The organism is Serratia sp. NA_13 (assembly GCF_052691735.1).
In genome coordinates this window covers 73,672-92,305 of the sequence record NZ_JBQZFV010000017.1, presented here as the reverse complement: position 1 = coordinate 92,305, position 18,634 = coordinate 73,672, and the positions used below count along the sequence as shown (strand labels likewise).

Genomic DNA, 18,634 nt, shown 5'->3' with positions numbered 1-18,634 from the left:
GCCCCTGTCGGGCTTGCCGCCATCATAATAAGCGGGCGGAAGCTGCGTCAAAACAAACTGAATATCAGGGCACATATCGCCTGAGCGACTGCCCTTCTTTTACCCGTTTCCGGCAGCGCCACACGGCCTGATTTTGCTCATAGCAAATCGCTATTAATCATAGTTAATCCGTATTTTATTTTAGCCAGGCATTTATCTACAGTCACTGCCACTATTCAGCCTGCAATAACCAGCAGGCTATTTTGACAAGGACTCTGGGAAATGACATTGAAAAAACTCGCCGCCACGCTGGCAGTAACCGGCACCCTGCTGCTGACCGCCTGCGGGCCGACCGCACCAGACGCTCACCACATCAAGGTTGGTATCAGTGCCGGCATTGATCAGTCTTTGTGGGCGGTAGTACAAAAGGTCGCCAAACAAAAATACGATTTGGATGTGGAAGTGGTGACATTCACTGATTACGTACTGCCCAACGAAGCACTGAATAACGGCGATCTGGATATTAATGCCTTCCAGCATAAGCCTTATCTGGAAAAGCAGATTCAGGAGCGTCGCTACACACTGGTGGCGGTGGGCAACACCTTTGTTTACCCGATTGCCGGTTACTCGAAAAAGATCTCTTCCCTCAGCCAATTGCCCGACGGCGCACAGGTCGCAGTGCCTAACGACCCAACCAACCTTGGCCGTTCACTGCTGCTGTTGCAAAAACAGGGACTGATCGGGCTGAAGGACGGCGTCGGGCTGCTGCCGACCTCATTGGATATCGTCAGCAACCCGAAGAAGTTGAAAATCGTTGAGATTGAAGCGCCGCAGTTGCCGCGTGCGCTGGACGACAAACAAATCGCACTGGCGATTATCAACACCAACTACGCCAGCCAGATCGGTCTGACACCGGCCAGAGACGGGCTGTTTATCGAAGACAAAAACTCACCGTACGTCAATATATTCGCCAGTCGGGTGGATAACCAGAACAACGAAAACGTGAAAAACCTGGTCAAGGCCTACCAGACCGATGAGGTCGCCGCCAGCGCCGCAGAAATCTACAAGGGCGACGCGGTTAAAGGCTGGTAATTCGCACTTCACCCCGTGACAAGCGTCACGGGGTTTCTCCCTCCACTCCTCATGCCCTCGATATTTTCGCTCGTTTTTCACCCACCAAGATCACAAATCATGCAATGCCCGTTAGGTGAAAAAAGCTGCAATGTTGTATACAAATTTGCTTAAATGTTTTCTATTTGTTTCAAAAACCTTTGGTGAAAATAATGAAAAATAGAAAAATCAAACTGTTACTGATTGCGGGCACGATGGCTGCCGTCGCCGCACTGGCGGTAGCCGGAAAAGTGGAAAATGCCGACAAAACCTTCCTTTCAGTTGCTACCGCCTCCACCGGTGGTACTTACTACCCGATGGGCGTCGGACTGGCTAACGTCTGGAGCAACCGGTTAAAGCAAAACGGTATTCAGGTTAGCGGTCAATCCTCCGCTGGTTCGATCGAAAATATCGACCTGCTGCAAAAAGACGAGGCGCAATTGGCGATCCTGCAAAGCCTGATCGCCGTCGAGGCCTATGAAGGCGTCCGTAATTTTGAAAACCGTGCCTACAGCCACCTGCGTTCGATATCGATGTTGTGGCCCAACGTGGAACATTTTGTGATGCTGGAAAACAAGGTGAAAGACGGCACGCTGAACGATATCGCCGGCACCCGCTTCTCGGTAGGACCGCAGGCCAGCGGTACCGAGCAATCGACGCTGATCATTTTGCAGGGGGTTAACCTGAGCAAGAAGTCACTGACGGCGGAATATCTGGGTTACGGCGATACTGTGTCCGCCATGCGCGACGGTCGGCTCGACGGAGGTGCTTTGCCCGCCGGGGTACCGGCAGCGGCAGTCACCGACATGTATGCCAGCGGTGTGCCCTCACGCATTCTGGACGTGACCGATGAACAACTGGCCAGCATCAACGCTATCGCCAATTCCTGGTTCCGCTTTGATATCAAGGCCGATACCTATCCACGGCAGAGCAAAGCGGTGGCCACCATCGCCCAGCCCAATATTCTGGTAGCCCTGAATGGGCTGGATGAAAAGCTGGTATATGACCTGACAAAAACCCTGTTTGAAAACCTGCCGGAAGTGCATCAGGTGCACAGCGCCGCCAAATACATTTCGCTGGAGAACGCGCTGAAAGGGGTTTCGGTGCCACTGCACATCGGCGCCTACAAGTATTATCTGGAGGCCGGAGTCAGCGTGCCCGACTATCTGATCCCCCCGGAAGCGGCGACGCTGACCGCCAATCGCTAAGGAGGCCGTATGAACACCAACAACCTGTCACCACAAGATGCCAGCGAACTGGATAAGGAAGCCGGAGCCGGTAGCCGCCCGCTGAGCGGTATCTATTTGCAATTGGCCACCCTGCTGGCGATCGCCATTTCCGTCTATGCCATTTACTCCAACGCGCTTTCGAATACCCAGGAGTTCTACCGCAATACCACCTTCCTCAGCGGTATCTTGATCCTGGGCTTTATTTTGTTCCCGTTTTCACGCCGTTACGCCACCAGCAAGTTCAACCGCTGGGACTACCTGTTTATCATTCTGACGCTGGTCAGCTACGGCTATTTCTACGCCAGCTATCTGGATTTGCACGTAGTACGCAAAAGTATTCCCAACACCACCGACTATGTGATGGCGGTGATCGGCATTGGCGTGCTGTTTGAGGCCGCACGCCGCACCACCGGCTACTTCATCCCCGGTCTGGCGACCTTCGCCATGGTTTATGCCTTGTTCGGGCAATATTTTATGGGTATTTTCGGCCACGGCGGTTTTTCGTTCGAACGCCTGCTGTACCGGCTGTTTATGACCAGTGAAGGGATCTTCGGCATCACCCTTTCCACCGCATCCACCGCCATCGTGGTATTTATCCTGTTTGGCGCATTTCTCAGCGTCAGCGGTGCAACCGCATTGTTTAACGATCTGGCACTGGCGATAGCGGGTCGCCGTCGTGGTGGCCCTGCGCAGGTGGCGGTGATCTCTTCGGCGCTGACTGGCTCCCTGAGCGGCAGTGCGGTAGCCAACGTCGCCACCACCGGCACCTTCACCATTCCGCTGATGAAAAGCATTGGGTTGTCGGCACGCTTCGCCAGTGCGGTTGAAGCCACCGCCTCAACCGGCGGCATGATCATGCCACCGATTATGGGCGCGGCGGCCTTTATCATGGCCGGCTTCCTCGGCATTTCTTACACCACCATTGTGATTGCCGCCATCATCCCGGCACTGCTGTACTACGCGGCGCTGATTATTGCCATCGATCTGGAGGCCAAAAAGCAGGGTCTGAAAGGCATCAGCAAAGAAAACATCCCTCAAGTGAAGGCGGTGCTGAAAGCGCGTGGGCTGCTGTTGCTGCCGCTGATCATTGTTATCGGTACCCTGTTATTGGGTAAAACACCGATCTACGCCGGGTTCCTCGGCATTATTTCGATCATCGTCGCCAGTTGGTTAGCCCCAGATACTTCGGTGCGCATGACGCCGAAGAAAATCGCCGAAGCACTCAATGATGCCGCACGCGGCTCCATCCAGGTGACGGTGGCCTGCGCCGCTATCGGGGTGATTATCTGTGTCGTGACCATGACCGGCATCGGTTCAACGTTGGCATTCAATATTGTCGCCATGACCAACAACACCTTGTGGATGATCCTGCTGGTGGTGATGCTGGTGTGTATTGTGCTGAGCATGGGCCTGCCCTCAACCGCACTGTATATCGTAGTAGCCGTCACCGTTTCCCCGATCCTGATCAAGGCCGGTGTGATGCCGCTGGCGGCACACTTCTTTGTGTTCTGGTTTGGTGCCCTGTCCAACATCACCCCGCCGGTCGCACTGGCCAGCTACACCGCCGCCAGCATTGCCCGCGCCGATCCGATGCAAACCTCCTGGGACGCGGTACGGCTGGCATTACCGGGCTTTATCATCCCGTTTATTCTGGTCTACAACCCGATGCTGTTGATGCAGGGTGACGATCTCAACACGTTGTCGGTGATCCATATGGTGATCAGTGCGCTGGTAGGGATTTATGCACTGTCGATCGCCAGCGCCAATTTCTGGATGATGAAAACCCACTGGCTGGAGCGGATACTGTTCACCGTAGCGGCTATCCTGCTGATTAAACCGGGCCTGCTGACCGATCTGGGCGGTGCGGCTCTGATTATTACCGCAGCATCGGTACATCTGTTGCGTTTCAGACGAAACACTGCGCAGGGGGCGCTGGATGGTCAATAAAGTCACGCGTCAGAAAGCCTCACATCAGGTGCTGGCGCAGTTGAAAGCAGGCATCAGCGACGGTACCTTCCCGGTCGGGGAAAAGCTACCGTCGGAAAATACGCTGGCGGAGGCATTTGGCGTCAGCCGGGTGCCTGTGCGTGAAGCGCTCGGCATACTGGAGGTCAGCGGTATTATCTCTTCGCGTCAGGGCGGCGGCCACCGGGTGGAACAGCACTCGCTGCTGAGCAAGTACCAGCCATTGGTGATGGAAGTTGCTGACCCCAATGAGGTCGAGTCTCTGCTGGAAATGCGCGAGGTGATTGAGCAACAGGCAGCGTGCATGGCCGCCATGCAGAGCCATCTCAGCAACGTACGCGGCAAGCTGCGCCGCCTGGGTAATGAGGAGTTAGGGTAACCATGCATGACGTGATCATTATTGGTGCCGGTCTGGTCGGGCTGGGCATTGCCAATGCGCTACAAGAAGCCAACCCGTTACAACGCATTCTGATACTGGAAAAAGAGAGCGGCCCGGCAGCACATCAAAGTGGCCATAACAGCAACGTAGTGCATTCCGGCATTTACTATGCCCCCGGCAGCCTGAAGGCGCGGCTGGCAAAACAGGGCAACCAAAGCATGTTCGCCTTTTGTCGCGAACACCGCCTTTATCACGACCAATGTGGCAAGGTGATTGTCGCCACCCAGTTGAAAGAACTGGCTTTACTGGAAAACATCTACCAACGCGGGCTGCAAAACGGCCTGGCGGTCAGCCGACTGTCGCAGGCGCAGCTCAGGGAGCGCGAACCGCACGTCAACGGGCTTGAAGCACTGTTGATACCGGACGCTGGTATCGTCAATTACAGCCAGGTGGCGGCAAAGCTGGCGGAGATCATTAGCCAACGCGGCGGCGAGATCCACTATGGGCAACAGGTCGAAAGCATCAGTGAAAGTAGTAGCGATGTCAGTGTTCGTACCCAACATGCGCAGTATCAGGCCAAATGGCTGGTTAACTGTGCCGGCCTGTTCAGTGACCGCATCGCCGCCCTGGCCGGTTACCAAACCGGGATGAAGATTGTGCCGTTCCGTGGGGAGTATTACGTGCTCAACCAAGAGAAAAACCACCTGGTGAATCACCTTATCTACCCGGTACCCAACCCGGATTTTCCGTTCCTCGGCGTGCATTTCACCCGCATGTATAACGGCAAGCGCGACGTTGGTCCTAATGCGGTGCTGGCATTCAAACGCGAAGGTTATCGCAAATGTGACTTCAGCCTGCGGGATCTGAGCGAAGTACTCAGCTATCGCGGGTTCTGGAAAATTGCCGGCAACTACTTGGGTGAGGGTTTGGCAGAAGTCCGTCGTTCTTTGTCGCGGCAACGTTTTACCGACAATGCGCGCCGATTGATCCCCGATTTGCAACAGGAAGATATTCAGCCCGGCCCAGCTGGCGTTCGTGCTCAGGCACTGACCATCGACGGCAAACTGGTGGATGATTTTCATTTTGTGAAGGGCCGCCGCTCGTTGCATGTCTGCAATGCGCCTTCCCCGGCGGCAACCGCCTCGCTGGAGATAGGCCGTGAGATCGTGCGGCAGCATCTTGCTGCACTCTGAGCGTCATTAGCTCATGTTTGCCGAATACAATGAGTTACGTTGAAATAATCCTGACTCATATTTATAAATTTTCTCTTATCTCTTAATCCCCGAAATTCGTATTGGGGATTTTAATCCCAGCGTAAAAAAATTAAGTCAATCACATTCCAATATCAAAACATCTATTTTTTACAAAACACGCACAAAGAGAAAATTCATAATAAAACTTATCTCACCAATCCTCACAGAATATTATTTTTAAATTACCCCTCACATAATACCTCACCAAACCCCGCCTAATCACAGTCGCCACCCCTCTCACATAAAAAACCCATGTGCATGTTTTTAAAGTTAATTATTTTCAGACATAACATATAACCGCACTGGGGAAATAGCTTCTAGCCTCCATAAACCACACTTAGAACCATCAAATGAGTTATGAGAATTAATGAGTTATAAATATACTTTGTTGCACGTATCATAATGAAATTCAAATAACCACAGCAAAGAATTAAAAAACACAAAAAAGTACTAGAGGTTGACTTGATGAACAATAAGATTCTAATATGCAATCAAATCAAATGATAACTAATGCTTGCTAGTAATGGAGTCTCCACATGGATTGTATGGATCAAGAAAACCAAATGTTCACCCTCGATCAAGGAGTGCAATTTATACCTGCAAAGCGTTGCCTGGTGGCTACTGGGGGAAAGGTCATAGAGTTATCTGAAAACAGTTATCGGTTTTTACTTCTTTTATTAAAGGGTGAAACCGACAAACAAAATTTGATCAACCAAGTTTGGTCTGAACAAAGAGGATCGGTAAGTGAAAGTAGCTATTACGGACAACTTTACCTATTACGAAAAGCATTTAGTTTGGCCGGCCTCCCCAACACGCTGATCAAGACGATACCAAGAAAGGGGGTAAAGTACGTTGGTTATGTTGCCTGTGGTGAGTTTCTTGAGCCCGCCCCTCAAAGAATAGCGATTCGAATTGAAGACCATGATGTCAAAAACAATACCTCTTTAGAGGGGTCGTTTCAAAAAAAGCAGGAACACGGTAGCCATAACTCATCGTTGTCTGAAATTATTGAACCGCAAGGCCTTAGAAAAGCCATGGGGGAATGGTATCACTCACGTAGCTGGAATATATTTGTTTCAGTATTATCAGTATTAGCTGTTTGTTGGTTAACAACCCTATTTGTGGTCTTTTTTATTCTTTGGAAAAGATAGTGAGAGTAAACAATGAATAATAACGACTCTAATGAAGACTCTTAAACTCTAATAGCGTTAAATAGCCCTCGTCAACACAGTGATGCTGGTTAATCTATTTTTACCAGTTTACTCACAAGTTTCATCGTTGATACTTTCTATTTAATAACGTTAATTTATACCGAAGGGTATGGCAATGCTTCGGGTTTACAAGGAATAAATATGAATAACTGCATCACTAAAATTTACGCATCAACTCAACTACGCATTAAAAATTTTGTTAACGACCAGCTTGGTGTCACTGCAATCGAATATGCATTGATTGGGGTCGCGATGGCAACTTTATTAGCCTTTATCTTTGGCGATCAAAATTCGGGTTTCTTGGGAGCACTGAATGAGACATTCCAGGCTATTACTGCGGCAATAAAAAGCGTCACCATTTCCAAATCGTAAAGATAAAAAAGTTTTGTTAATGACATAACTAAATTCGCTAGTGAAGACCATTGTTATCCGGTCTTCACTAGCGGAGTGGCTATAAAAATTATTTTTTAATTAACATTGCCAGAGAAAACCATGTTAACACTTGCCATATTTTATAAATATAATGTCTTTCACTTTTTAAGTTCGCAAAAAGGAGTTACGACACTTGAATATGCAATGATTGCCGTCGCAATAGCCATCCTGCTGACCATCGTACTGGGAGATCAAAACTCAGGTTTATTAGGTGCATTAAATGATGCATTCAAACAGATAGTAGCAACGATAAAAATGATAGCGGTTGAGTATTGAAATAAATTTTCACTGATTACGACAGGGAAGCTAAATCATGGACGTGTTACTGGCAATAAACTCGTATATAGTTACGATACTGTTGTTGATCATCGGATGGCAAGATGTTACCTCTCGCCTGATCCGCAATCGCAACCTGGCTTTCTTGATCCTGGCCCTGTGCCCAATGGTTTTTTTGTCGGGCGCACAACCTAATCTTATTCTTTCAGCCGCCGTGTTACTGATCGGCTTTCCACTGTTTCTTGCCAAGGTTCTGGGGGCTGGAGATGTCAAGCTGATAGCCACTCTGGCGTTGGCCTGTACCACAGACGTTTTTTATTCATTTTTGTTACTTACCGCCTTACTAGGTGGTTTTTTAGCATTAATCGGCCTGTTTTTTTTCCATAAAAACACCAAAGAGCATGGTATTCCCTATGGGGTCGCCATATCGCTGGCTTTCATTTTTTCCTACCACATAGTTTAGGACTTTTAAAAAGAAGGGAATCACCACATGAATAACAGAGTTATTTTTTTTATTTCAATTGTTGTTATTGGCGTCGGCATAACCGGAATTTTTCTACAAAATCGCCAGCCAAACAATGAGATACAAAAAGAAAAAAATGTAGAGAGCGAACATACAATCCTAATCGCACAAGCGCTAAGAGATTTGAAACCCTACGATATAATCAACCCAAGTGATTATAAAGTCATCTCCGTTAGCGCACCAAAAGATATCAATGACCCTCGCGATATCACATCAGTTCCTGACAGCAGTATTCGTGGATACTTGGTGAGAAATAATATCGGCAAAGACGACTATTTATCATTAAGTATGTTAGAAGCGCCTTCCAGCCCTGACTTTGCCAAGCACAGTTTAAGAGCGGATGAGATGCCCTATTCACTCCCAATCAGTAACAGTGATGATTATTTACTTTCATCAACTTTCACCGGGGATAAAGTCTCTCTTTATATCAGAGTGACCGAGGTCGATAAGACTAAAAAAAATAATATCGGATTAGTTCCTGAAGGCAGTGTCAGTGCAGACAAAGAATTAAAAAAATTTGTTGTCAGTAGAATATTTAAAGAGATAACCGTATTAGAAAGTAAACGTTTCAAGGTGGATAAGAGCAATGATCAACCCCAATATGGCCGTGAAAATACACCTATTGGCGTAATAGTTATCCGACTTAATCAAAAGCAGTTGGCCGAACTAAGAGTAATTGAAAAAGCAGGCGAAATATTTATTTTCCCGGAAGGGGGGGACTCAAAAGCAATAAAGAAATTAAGAATGGATGATGTGCTGCCTCAGTTCCGCTCGGTCAAAGAACTGAGAGGCGGCAAGTGATATTTAAATATTTACTACAGGGAATGAAGATGAATAAGGCTTTTTACCGAAGTATTGCTGGTGCACTTTGTGGCCTGGCCACCCTATTAGCTCATGCAAGTGAAACTTATCTGGCTCCCGGAGATTCCAGAGTCATTCAGGTACAGGGAAACATCGATACCGTCTTTATTTCTGCACAAAATATCGCCGATTATGAACTGATTGGCGATAAAAGCCTTGTGGCTTACGCCAAGGAAGAAGGCCGTACAGATTTAATTGCCTTCGATAAAAACGGTGATCAGGTGTTAAAAACCACTCTGGTAGTGGACTCGGTATTAAGCAGCGTACATAACCGCATTAACCAGGAATTCCCAGACAGTAATGTGACTATCCAGAAAATGGGCAAAACCTACATTATTTCCGGCACGGCACCGACCGAAGAAGCCAAAGATCGCATCTATCAGGTGGTGGGTGAAGGAATTGGTGCCGAGGCGGTAATCAATAAAAAACAGGTCACGGATGTGAGCGGCAATAGCGGTGGCAGCAGCAGTTCGGGTAATAACGACAGCTCTGAAATGGATCAGGTGCTCTATCGAAGTGTGATCAATAAATTAGAGCTACCCATCACCAATCAGGTCAACGTCAAACTGTCGGTAGTCGAGGTTTCACGGGCCTTTACCGATAACGTCGGTATCGATTGGGGCACCATCAGCGGTTCAGCAGGGAACATCACCCCTGGCATGTTCCGCTTTGTAAAATTTAACGCCGACTCTCTCAGTACCCTGGTTCATGCGATCAGTAATGAGTCTGTGGCGCGCGTCCTGGCAGAGCCGAACCTCTCGGTATTGTCGGGCGAAACCGCCGAGTTTCTGGTGGGCGGTGAAGTTCCGGTAGTGACTACCTCCAATAATGGCACCAACGTGCAGTACAAAGAGTTTGGCATCAAATTGAACATCGGCGCCAAAGTCAGCAGCAGTAAAAAAATCCGCGTTTCCCTCGGCGAAGAGGTCAGCAACGTAGATAAAACTTATAGCACTGATGCCGGTAACTCCTTCCCCGCTTTCCAGACCCGGCGTGCAAAAACCACCGTGGAATTAGCCGATGGCGAAAGCTTTCTGCTTGGTGGTCTGATCAGCAATAACGAACGTGAAGCGCTCGCCAAAATCCCCTTTATCGGCGATGTGCCTATTTTGGGTGCGTTATTCCGTAATGCTTCAAGTCAACGTACCCGTGGTGAGTTGATAGTCGTCGCCACGGTAAATCTGGTGAAACCCGTCGCCCCGAGAGAAGTCGTGGTGCCTGACTTCAATCGCACTTCAACCTGGGCCAGATTCCTGAACTTCGACGGCATCAGCGATCGTCGAGATAAGCAACGTGCGCAAGAGTTCATTGAACAGGGAGGATTTATCAAATGATCAGTTTCAAACCTTTGTGGTGGTTGGTGGTGCTGGTGCTGCCTTTTTATCTCTTTGCCAACTCAACTCCCCTCCCAGCGGGGAACTCACCGTTAGGTATAGAACAATTCAATATCGACTCAACAGATGTCATCGCACGCGAGGTCATGGTGGGGAAAATTATGTCCCGAATTTCCCGCGATTTTAACGGAAATATCAAACTGACCTGGACCAATGACCGCTTTGCCGAAAGCGCTAAATTGCTGCGCAATGCGTTGATCGAACAAGGTGTCGCCCCCCACCGCATCTTGTTGGATCGCGACGCCGGTGGATATCGGGCCCGTGGGAGCAGTGGCATACAAATAACGGTGCAGCGCGTCATTCTACGGCTACCGGAATGCGACGATAAAAACCAGAACTATCACTTTGATACTCACGCCACACTGGGTTGTGCGGTGAATAACACCCGTAGCATCTCCCTGGTTAGCCCGTTTCAATATTATTTCTAAGGAAAGATAAATGTTGTTATTTCCACAAAAGGCAGATGCCAATATTGATCCCGCAGGAAAGAAATTTTATATCATCTCCTCCCGGCAGGAGGTGAATACCCCGCTGAGCGAACAGTTCCGCCTAGTGGGCTTCAGCACGGTTGAAAGCTTGATGCAGGACTTTATGCAGGCAAATAGCCTCAATATTCCGTCAAATGCCAGCGGTGTGGTGGTGGATATTGGAACCAATGAGCAGGTGGACGAAATTATCCATGCTTTGCAGGTCCACATCCCACGGGAAGTTTGGTGCTGCGTCGCTGGGGACAGTGATTCCATTGCGCTGGCACAGGCGTTTGCCCGTCACAATATTCGTTATTTCAACCTGAGTACGCAGCAAGAATTGATGGTGCAGGCGACCGTAGCAGGGCTTGAACTCAAAACCAATCGCCAGGCGGTCAGTATCAGCGTCCTGGGTTGTAAAGGCGGCGTTGGCAGCACCACTATCGGTTATCAGCTTGCCAATGAAATCGTTAGTCTCAAGCATATGCCAACCCTGTTTATTCAGGGAGCCAGTGGCTCGCGCGATCTGGATCTGCATGCCGGCAAAAAACTGCCCCAGGAAATCACACCGGTGCATAAAAAGTTTGACCTGATGAGCAGCGATAGCCAGCGCTTTCCGGATCTAAAACATGACTCATTGCAGAAATACAACTTCGTGTTGTTCGAGCAATCGATCAATACCGCCGATAAGGAGCTATTACGCCATTTAGTGGAAAGCTCCCTGTGTCTGGTACTGATCCTTGATCGCTCAATGGCATCGGTGCGGGTTGCACGGAACATGATCGAAAATATTGAACTGTTACAGCGTACCAGTCGCGTTTCCCGCCGCCTGTTTTTGTGCCTGAATGACACCCGCCCCGTCGCGGTGAATGCCGTAAGCCAGGATGATATTCAGGCGTTATTAGGCCGCCCGATAGACGTAACCTTCCCCTATAACAAGCAAAGAAATCCAACGAAGAGCAAGCACTCACGCTTTGTACGTAGCCTTTCGCCACTCGATAAGCTGACCCAGTATGTTTTGGGATCTGCAGTACGCCCTCAGACATCGTTAGTCAGTCGCCTGCTGACACGCCAGCGCCAGGAGAGATAATGGATATCGCGATTGAATTACAAGAAAACCTGCGCGACAGCGTATTGAAAATCATTGAAATCAATAAGATCGAGCACATGATTGACGATCGTCCACAGATGATTGCAGAAATGAACCGCCTTTTGGAGCGGGTGGTTGAACAACAAAGCATTTATCTGACATCCCAGGTTCAACACCAGATGGCTGAGCTAATGGCGGATGAGATCGGTGGTTATGGCCCGTTACGCCCCCTGCTGGAGGACGAAACCGTTAGTGACATCCTGGTCAACGGCCCGGAACGGGTATTTGTTGAACGCTTCGGTAAACTGGAACTGACTAAACAGCGGTTCATTAACAATAGTCAGTTGACCGACATTGCCAAACGCCTGGTACAACGGGTTGGAAGACGTCTGGATGAAGGCCGTCCACTGGTGGATGCGCGTTTAGCGGATGGCAGCCGCCTTAATGTAGCCATCGCCCCCATCTCGCTGGACGGTACTTCAATCTCAATTCGTAAGTTTGGCAAAAGTAACCTGCAACTGGTCGATCTCATCAGTTCAGGTGCCATGAGCAGCCAAATGGCCAATTTCCTGATCGTTGCTGCTCGTTGTCGGGTGAACATCATCATCTCTGGCGGTACCGGCTCGGGGAAAACCACCCTGCTGAATGCACTTTCGCTATATATTGATGAAAGTGAAAGAATTATCACCATGGAGGATGCGGCTGAATTGCGCTTGATGCAGCCCCATGTGTTACGCCTGGAAACCCGGTTGGCAGGGGTAGAAAACACCGGCCAGATCACCATGCGTTCACTGTTGATCAACTCACTGCGTATGCGCCCCGACAGGATAATCGTTGGCGAATGTCGTGGCGAAGAAGCCTTCGAGATGTTGCAGGCGATGAATACCGGCCACGATGGCTCGATGTCAACCCTGCACGCCAACAACCCGCGCGATGCGGTTGCGCGTCTGGAAAACATGGTAATGATGGCCGGGATGAATATCCCGATGGAGTCAATCCGGCGAAATATCTCCTCTGCAATCAACATTATTATTCAGGTATCGAGATTAAATGATGGCTCTCGAAAAATAATGAACATTAGTGAGATTATGGGCATTGAAGGAGATCGCATTATTTTGCAGGATATCTTTCACTTCCAAAGCCAGAACGAACGGGATGAAAACGGAAAAATTAAAGGACAGTTTATTAATGACGGATTACTGGTGCGCTCAACCGTGATGCAAAACGCTATCCTTTTCAATCTCAGCGACGAACTTAAACAAATATTTGGCATGGAGTAAATATGTTTTATTTCATCCTGATTATTGGCCTGTTAATCCTCGGCTACAATATCATTATTTTGCGACGTTTATCCCGTCTCTCCGCTAATGAGACAAAACGCCCCGCCCCGCAGATCGCACAGTTATTTTCTTTACGCGAGTTAATTGCCGAGTGGAAATTATACGCATTGGGTGATAACACCTGGCGTGGGCGCCGTAGCCTGATTATAGCCATGGTCATATTAATAACGTTACTGTTGGTGAATGCTCATTGGTTAATGTTCGATTTATTACTTTTTGCGCCATTGACTCTGCTGATGTTATTCATAGGCCAAATTCGTATCGGCCGTACGCTACATCGCAGGTATTTCGAAGAGCATTTCCCCGAGGTGTTATCGGTAGTCAACGCTTCAGTCTCTGCAGGCAACAGTATTCATCAGGCTTTAAATCGCTGCGGGGAGAGCATTGAGGGCGATTTGGGAGCCACTTTCAACCGTATTGATCGGCGTCTGAATCTGGGTGAAGAGCCTGAAAGGGTTTTTAATGATGCCTGGCAGAACTACCGCTATCGTGAGTTTTATTTCTTTATCGTGGTTATGCTAGTCAGTATTCAACGCGGTGGTCAGTTACGAATTTTAATCGGTCGGCTGTCACGCATTATCAATAGCAGCAAAAATATGGCACGACGAAAAAATGCCATGACATCAGAAGCTAGGATGTCGGCAAAAATCGTCGCCGCCATTCCTCTGCTGTTCTTTTTCGGCATGCGATATTTTAGCCCGGAAAACTTTGACTTTGTGGTTAACGATCCCACTGGCCGCTTGATCCTGTACTACGTGATTATCAGTGAGGGTATTGGCATGCTAATTATCTGGGCGATGTTAAGAAGGGCCGTATGATGGATTGGATATATGGTTTTATATTTATATTCGGCGTTTATCTGAGCGCAGTGACACTGATAAAGCAACAAAAGGTAATGCGCCAGAAAAAAATCATCGAACACGCCAACGATGAGAGCGGAAAAAAGATGATGGCGAAGATCGACTATAGGGCGTTGATCATTCATAACGACCGCTGGTTAACGTTTCTCGACAATCTGGATAAAAAACTGGAGATGAAGCTACGTATTTGTCTCGGTATGGGATTGTTTATGCTGGCGTTAAAATTGGTTGGCATACTTCCTGTCTCTATGCGTGCGTTGGCAATGCTGCTGTTATTGGTATTTGTACTTATCATTATCGTGCCTGGCTTATTGCTAAAGCCCGCGATCACCACTCGAATCAAAAGGATGCTGGATGCCCTGCCTTACTTTATCGATCTGGTAGCCGTGTGCGTACAGTCAGGCATGACAGTAGAGAGCGCTCTGAAATACATCGGCGAGCGCTTTGATGATATGGATTGCAATCTCGCCAGCCTAATCAAGTTGGTGGTGAAGAAAGCCGAGGTCAGTGGGCTGGAGGACTCATTGGCAGAACTTTACCGTTCAATGGATATGACCGAAATGCGCATGTTTTGCGCTACCCTGCAGCAGAGTGTGCATTATGGAACCTCGCTTTATGAGAATTTGATGGAGCTATCGAAAGACATTCGAGAATTACAATTATTAATCACGGAAGAAAAAATAGGCAATCTCTCAGCAAAAATGAGCGTGCCATTAATTCTTTTTATTATGTTTCCTATCACAGTATTAATTGCTGCACCGGGTATTTTAAGGATTATGAAACATGCCATGCTATAAAAAAATCATTCCTCTTGCATTATATATATTGTTACTCAGCGGCTGTGTTACTCCAACACCGAAAACACAAAGTGATCTGACTTTTCAGGAAGACATCTTGCTAAAAGCCAAAAATTACAATGAACTGATTAATCTTTACCGTAGCTGGTTGAAGGGAAAAGAAGATCCCAACGTCCGTTTAAAATTGTCGCGTTATTATTATCTCTCTGGGGATTACAAATCGTCGCTTTATTATTTGCAGCCGCTGGCCAGCAAACCGGACCTCAACGTTTATACCTTGCAAGCACAGAACATGATCGCGATGGGCGACTATTTACATGCCCAGCGCGTAACAGATCGCATGCTGGAACGAGATCCTCAAAGTGCCGAAGCCTATAACCTGCGCGGTATTGCCATGGCATTGTCCGGCAAGCTGGGCGATGGCGGCGGCTCAATCCAGAAAGCCCGCGATCTGTTTATTGCCGATGACGTAGCGATCAACAATCTGGCGATGATAGCGCTGCTGGATCAACGCTATCAGGACGCCGTTGGCCTGTTGCTACCACAGTATTTGCGTGGCCGCAAACAGCCCCACCTGCTGCACAACCTGGTGTTAGCGCTGGTGAAAGTAGGCGACATACGTTATGCCCGCGACATTCTCAGAAACGAGAACCTGTCCGATTATCCCGATGAGTTACTCGACGCGCTTGGTCGCGTCGGGCCACTGAGGAAAGGGACGGTCTGATGCAAAGGATACGTAGGTTCAAGCGTGAACAAGATGGTGTAGCCACCATCGAGTTTTCCCTCACCATCATTTTGTTTCTGTTTATGGTGCTGTTCGTCGCTGAAATGTCGCGCATGGCTTACATCTCTTCGGTTATCGATTTGGCGATTTCCGAAGCGGCTAAGGATGCGAAAAATGCGCCGGCGGGTACCGCAGGTTACAACGCCCGTTTCAACGCGCGCCTGACCCAACAGGGGGGATCCCTTTGGGGATTCCTCACCAACAAGGATGCGGTGCTGATTAACATCACTTACAGCGACTCATTAGCGCAGATGATCGCCACAGGGGGGGCTGCCGGCAATGCTCGTAACAAACCCCTGGCGCGCTATCGCGTTAACTATCAGTACCGGCCAATGTTTCTCCCCTTCCCTAACAGTTGGGCTAATACGTTATTTGATCGTGAGGTGATCTTTGTTCAAGAATATGAACGTTCGAAATTTATGGATTGATCAGCGCGCCTCAGTGGCTGTGGAGTTTGTGGTGATATCCATGGTGCTGTTCCTGTTTATCTTTTTCCTCGCGGACTTGGTAATGCGCCAGGCTATGATTGGTAAATTGGATCGCGTCTCATATTCGGTGGCCGGTGTATTACGTGAGCGTATTCAGTTATATGACGCGCGCGAACAGCTGACCCAACAGGATGTCGATCAATCCCGGGCATTGGCTCAGCGTATTCTGAGTGATATGGACAACAAAGCTGATTTGTCCCAGTTAGGCGTCACGGTTGAAGAAATACACTTTTACAACCCGGTAGATCTTTCGGACGACAGTAAGCGAATGAAGTTTTACCGCAATTGGCACAGTGGCGTGACGGCAAGCTGTGCCCCTCCGCAATCGTTGCAAACGCTGCAGCAATTGACCCCAAAGGGCAGTTATGGTCGTTGGGTACCCTTGTATCAGGTCACAGTCTGCCTGCCAACGGTGAGTTGGTTTACCCGCTTGACCACTGGCTTGGGACAAACCCCACTGATGTCCTCGTTCTCCATCGTCATGCTGCGTTGATGTCATGAGACTTCTACTATTGACCATGCTCAGCCTGCTGACGCTTTGCCCGGTACGGGCTGAAAAACAACAGGCTGTCATTTTTATCGACTCTTCTGACCCTGCGCAGACGAACCTAATTACCGAAATCAATCAATCGCTATTTTATAGCCCCACACTGCGACGCCAAGTTGCGGTGCAGGTGTTTGATATCAACCCTCGCGGCCCGGCGTTTAGTGGTGAATTGGATTTTCAACGCGATGGTAAAGGCCAGGCGGTGGGCCAATTCCGTCCAGGGAAACTTCCCTATCTTTTTTGCCGCAATGATGGGGAAACGACAACGCAATTTACCTTAAGGAATAAGGATCAATTATGCCTATGTATCAAAAAGTACTGAGGCTATACCAGCGCTTTTATGACGATCAACGCGGCGCTTTTGCCATCAGCTTTGTCATGATGTCCGGTTTTTTATTGGCCATGGCCGCATTTGGTTTAGAGGGCTCACGCTATATTGATGAACGCGCCAGGCTGTCCGATGCTATGGAACAGGCGGCCCTGGCGCTTACCGCTGAAGATAACGGCGCGGGCATGCCCCGAAATTACACCCTGTCCCAGGATTGGTTTCGGGCTTACATGCGTCATGATGAAGCGGTATATCAACCCGTGGTTAATGTCCTGCGCGGAATGTCCACCAGCGGCAGCAAACTGGCTTATGTAGAGTACCGAGTCAGCGGCCAGACGCTGCAAAACTCCTGGTTCTCATCCACCCTGTTTCCCAGTTTTGATAAACAGGTGGTGATTGGTGACAATGGTGCCGCACGCAAATACCGTTCCAATATTGACGTGATGTTTGTCACCGACTTTTCGGGTTCTATGAACTTTCCATTTGGTGGCAGTACCAAATTAATTGAGCTCAAACGCATAGTCCTGCAATTGGCAAACGAACTTTATAACTACGACATGGACAATAAAGTCGGTTTTACCCCCTTTGCCTGGGGAACAAAATCCGGCGGGGCCTGCACACCACAGTTTGTTGCCAACCGCTCCGTACCCGTGGACATTCTGAGCGATCAGCAACAAGTTGGAGCACTGGAAGGCTACGTTAATTTCCCGGCAACGGTGGCTGCGATACCTAACCCCGTCCATGACATGCAATTCCCCATGGAGAATGTCGCCGATGGTATTTGCCTGAAAAATACTAACACCTACGTAGTTCCCTTGACGTCAAACTATGGGCAGATTTCTCAGATTCAAAGCATGAACGCTCATGGCGGTACCCTGGTCAGTTCTGGCGTATTGTCAGGAGTGCAAGAACTGGCAAAGGGCACCGCTTCACGCAAAGTACTGGTGATTGTTTCTGACGGTACGGACGATCCTGTGACCAACAACATTACCCCGCACTTATTAAATGCCGGCATGTGCGACAGAATTCGCAGTGTGCTGTCTACCAAAGAGTCTGTGGGGAAAATTGCCTTTATTGGCATCGACTATAAACCCACGGTAGATTGGGTTAAATGCGTCGGTGCGCGCAACTTTTATCTCCCTCAGAATATCTCTCAGCTTGAAGATGATATGCGGCGCGCCGTATTTGAAGAAGTTGGTCATAACACGCTAAAAGATTAATCCACGCCTCAGGGCAGTTGAAAAATACTTAATCAGAATTAATGAGGGTAGATTGCAAGCCACGGCGACATATCCTTGCTAGCCTTATTGCGTAGTTAATG

General features: G+C 48.7%; 21 protein-coding genes. All 21 read left to right on the top strand.

Going from position 1 to position 18,634, the window contains the following annotated elements; genetic code table 11:
* Nucleotides 1–261 precede the first annotated feature (261 nt).
* The 21 genes from metQ (at nucleotide 262) to ACUTSU_RS19660 (ending at nucleotide 18,533) form a co-directional block, all read left to right on the top strand.
* Nucleotides 262–1,071 carry a methionine ABC transporter substrate-binding lipoprotein MetQ gene (gene metQ, locus ACUTSU_RS19760; protein ID WP_445654628.1) on the top strand — a complete coding sequence of 270 codons (810 nt, stop codon included), beginning with the start codon at nucleotides 262–264 and terminating at the stop codon, nucleotides 1,069–1,071.
* 191 nt (nucleotides 1,072–1,262) lie between these two features.
* On the top strand, nucleotides 1,263–2,297 hold the full coding sequence (locus tag ACUTSU_RS19755) for a TAXI family TRAP transporter solute-binding subunit (RefSeq protein ID WP_445650911.1): 1,035 nt from the start codon (nucleotides 1,263–1,265) through the stop codon (nucleotides 2,295–2,297).
* Nucleotides 2,298–2,306: 9 nt separating this feature from the next.
* Complete coding sequence (locus ACUTSU_RS19750; RefSeq protein ID WP_445654627.1) at nucleotides 2,307–4,265, top strand: TRAP transporter permease; 1,959 nt, start codon at nucleotides 2,307–2,309, stop codon at nucleotides 4,263–4,265.
* The gene (locus tag ACUTSU_RS19745) at nucleotides 4,255–4,662 is read left to right on the top strand and encodes a FadR/GntR family transcriptional regulator (protein ID WP_445654626.1); all 408 of its coding nucleotides are present in this window, start codon (nucleotides 4,255–4,257) and stop codon (nucleotides 4,660–4,662) included. Before ACUTSU_RS19750 ends, ACUTSU_RS19745 begins: the two co-directional genes overlap by 11 nt.
* A 2-nt stretch (nucleotides 4,663–4,664) precedes the next feature.
* Nucleotides 4,665–5,855: an L-2-hydroxyglutarate oxidase gene (gene lhgO / locus ACUTSU_RS19740; RefSeq protein ID WP_445654625.1), complete on the top strand. Its 1,191-nt coding sequence runs from the start codon at nucleotides 4,665–4,667 to the stop codon at nucleotides 5,853–5,855.
* A gap of 605 nt (nucleotides 5,856–6,460) precedes the next feature.
* Nucleotides 6,461–7,066, top strand: coding sequence for a winged helix-turn-helix domain-containing protein (locus ACUTSU_RS19735; RefSeq protein ID WP_445654624.1), 606 nt, complete (start codon nucleotides 6,461–6,463; stop codon nucleotides 7,064–7,066).
* 201 nt (nucleotides 7,067–7,267) lie between these two features.
* Entirely contained in the window at nucleotides 7,268–7,498 is a 231-nt protein-coding gene (locus ACUTSU_RS19730; RefSeq protein WP_445650906.1) for a Flp family type IVb pilin, read from the top strand.
* Nucleotides 7,499–7,618: 120 nt separating this feature from the next.
* Entirely contained in the window at nucleotides 7,619–7,834 is a 216-nt protein-coding gene (locus ACUTSU_RS19725; protein WP_445654623.1) for a Flp family type IVb pilin, read from the top strand.
* Nucleotides 7,835–7,871: 37 nt separating this feature from the next.
* The gene (locus ACUTSU_RS19720) at nucleotides 7,872–8,297 is read left to right on the top strand and encodes an A24 family peptidase (protein ID WP_445650904.1); all 426 of its coding nucleotides are present in this window, start codon (nucleotides 7,872–7,874) and stop codon (nucleotides 8,295–8,297) included.
* A 27-nt stretch (nucleotides 8,298–8,324) separates the two neighbouring features.
* Nucleotides 8,325–9,158 carry a pilus assembly protein CpaB gene (locus ACUTSU_RS19715; RefSeq protein ID WP_445650903.1) on the top strand — a complete coding sequence of 278 codons (834 nt, stop codon included), beginning with the start codon at nucleotides 8,325–8,327 and terminating at the stop codon, nucleotides 9,156–9,158.
* Nucleotides 9,159–9,187: 29 nt separating this feature from the next.
* Nucleotides 9,188–10,552, top strand: coding sequence for a type II and III secretion system protein family protein (locus tag ACUTSU_RS19710; RefSeq protein ID WP_445650902.1), 1,365 nt, complete (start codon nucleotides 9,188–9,190; stop codon nucleotides 10,550–10,552).
* Nucleotides 10,549–11,040, top strand: a complete 492-nt coding sequence (locus tag ACUTSU_RS19705; RefSeq protein ID WP_445654622.1) for a hypothetical protein — start codon at nucleotides 10,549–10,551, stop codon at nucleotides 11,038–11,040. Before ACUTSU_RS19710 ends, ACUTSU_RS19705 begins: the two co-directional genes overlap by 4 nt.
* Nucleotides 11,041–11,050: 10 nt before the next feature.
* A complete protein-coding gene (locus ACUTSU_RS19700; RefSeq protein ID WP_445650900.1) occupies nucleotides 11,051–12,169 on the top strand; it encodes a tight adherance operon protein in 1,119 nt (372 codons plus the stop codon).
* On the top strand, nucleotides 12,169–13,449 hold the full coding sequence (locus tag ACUTSU_RS19695) for a CpaF family protein (RefSeq protein ID WP_445650899.1): 1,281 nt from the start codon (nucleotides 12,169–12,171) through the stop codon (nucleotides 13,447–13,449). The genes ACUTSU_RS19700 and ACUTSU_RS19695 overlap by 1 nt, the downstream gene beginning before the upstream one ends.
* A gap of 2 nt (nucleotides 13,450–13,451) precedes the next feature.
* Nucleotides 13,452–14,327, top strand: a complete 876-nt coding sequence (locus ACUTSU_RS19690) for a type II secretion system F family protein (protein ID WP_445654621.1) — start codon at nucleotides 13,452–13,454, stop codon at nucleotides 14,325–14,327.
* On the top strand, nucleotides 14,324–15,166 hold the full coding sequence (locus ACUTSU_RS19685) for a type II secretion system F family protein (protein WP_445650897.1): 843 nt from the start codon (nucleotides 14,324–14,326) through the stop codon (nucleotides 15,164–15,166). Before ACUTSU_RS19690 ends, ACUTSU_RS19685 begins: the two co-directional genes overlap by 4 nt.
* A 97-nt stretch (nucleotides 15,167–15,263) precedes the next feature.
* Entirely contained in the window at nucleotides 15,264–15,890 is a 627-nt protein-coding gene (locus ACUTSU_RS19680) for a tetratricopeptide repeat protein (RefSeq protein ID WP_445650896.1), read from the top strand.
* Nucleotides 15,890–16,378, top strand: a complete 489-nt coding sequence (locus ACUTSU_RS19675) for a TadE/TadG family type IV pilus assembly protein (RefSeq protein ID WP_445650895.1) — start codon at nucleotides 15,890–15,892, stop codon at nucleotides 16,376–16,378. Before ACUTSU_RS19680 ends, ACUTSU_RS19675 begins: the two co-directional genes overlap by 1 nt.
* 28 nt (nucleotides 16,379–16,406) lie before the next feature.
* The gene (gene tadF / locus ACUTSU_RS19670; RefSeq protein ID WP_445650894.1) at nucleotides 16,407–16,931 is read left to right on the top strand and encodes a tight adherence pilus pseudopilin TadF; all 525 of its coding nucleotides are present in this window, start codon (nucleotides 16,407–16,409) and stop codon (nucleotides 16,929–16,931) included.
* Nucleotides 16,932–16,956: 25 nt separating this feature from the next.
* Entirely contained in the window at nucleotides 16,957–17,307 is a 351-nt protein-coding gene (locus tag ACUTSU_RS19665) for a hypothetical protein (RefSeq protein WP_445651145.1), read from the top strand.
* Nucleotides 17,283–18,533 carry a TadE/TadG family type IV pilus assembly protein gene (locus tag ACUTSU_RS19660; RefSeq protein ID WP_445650893.1) on the top strand — a complete coding sequence of 417 codons (1,251 nt, stop codon included), beginning with the start codon at nucleotides 17,283–17,285 and terminating at the stop codon, nucleotides 18,531–18,533. Before ACUTSU_RS19665 ends, ACUTSU_RS19660 begins: the two co-directional genes overlap by 25 nt.
* Nucleotides 18,534–18,634: the final 101 nt, after the last annotated feature.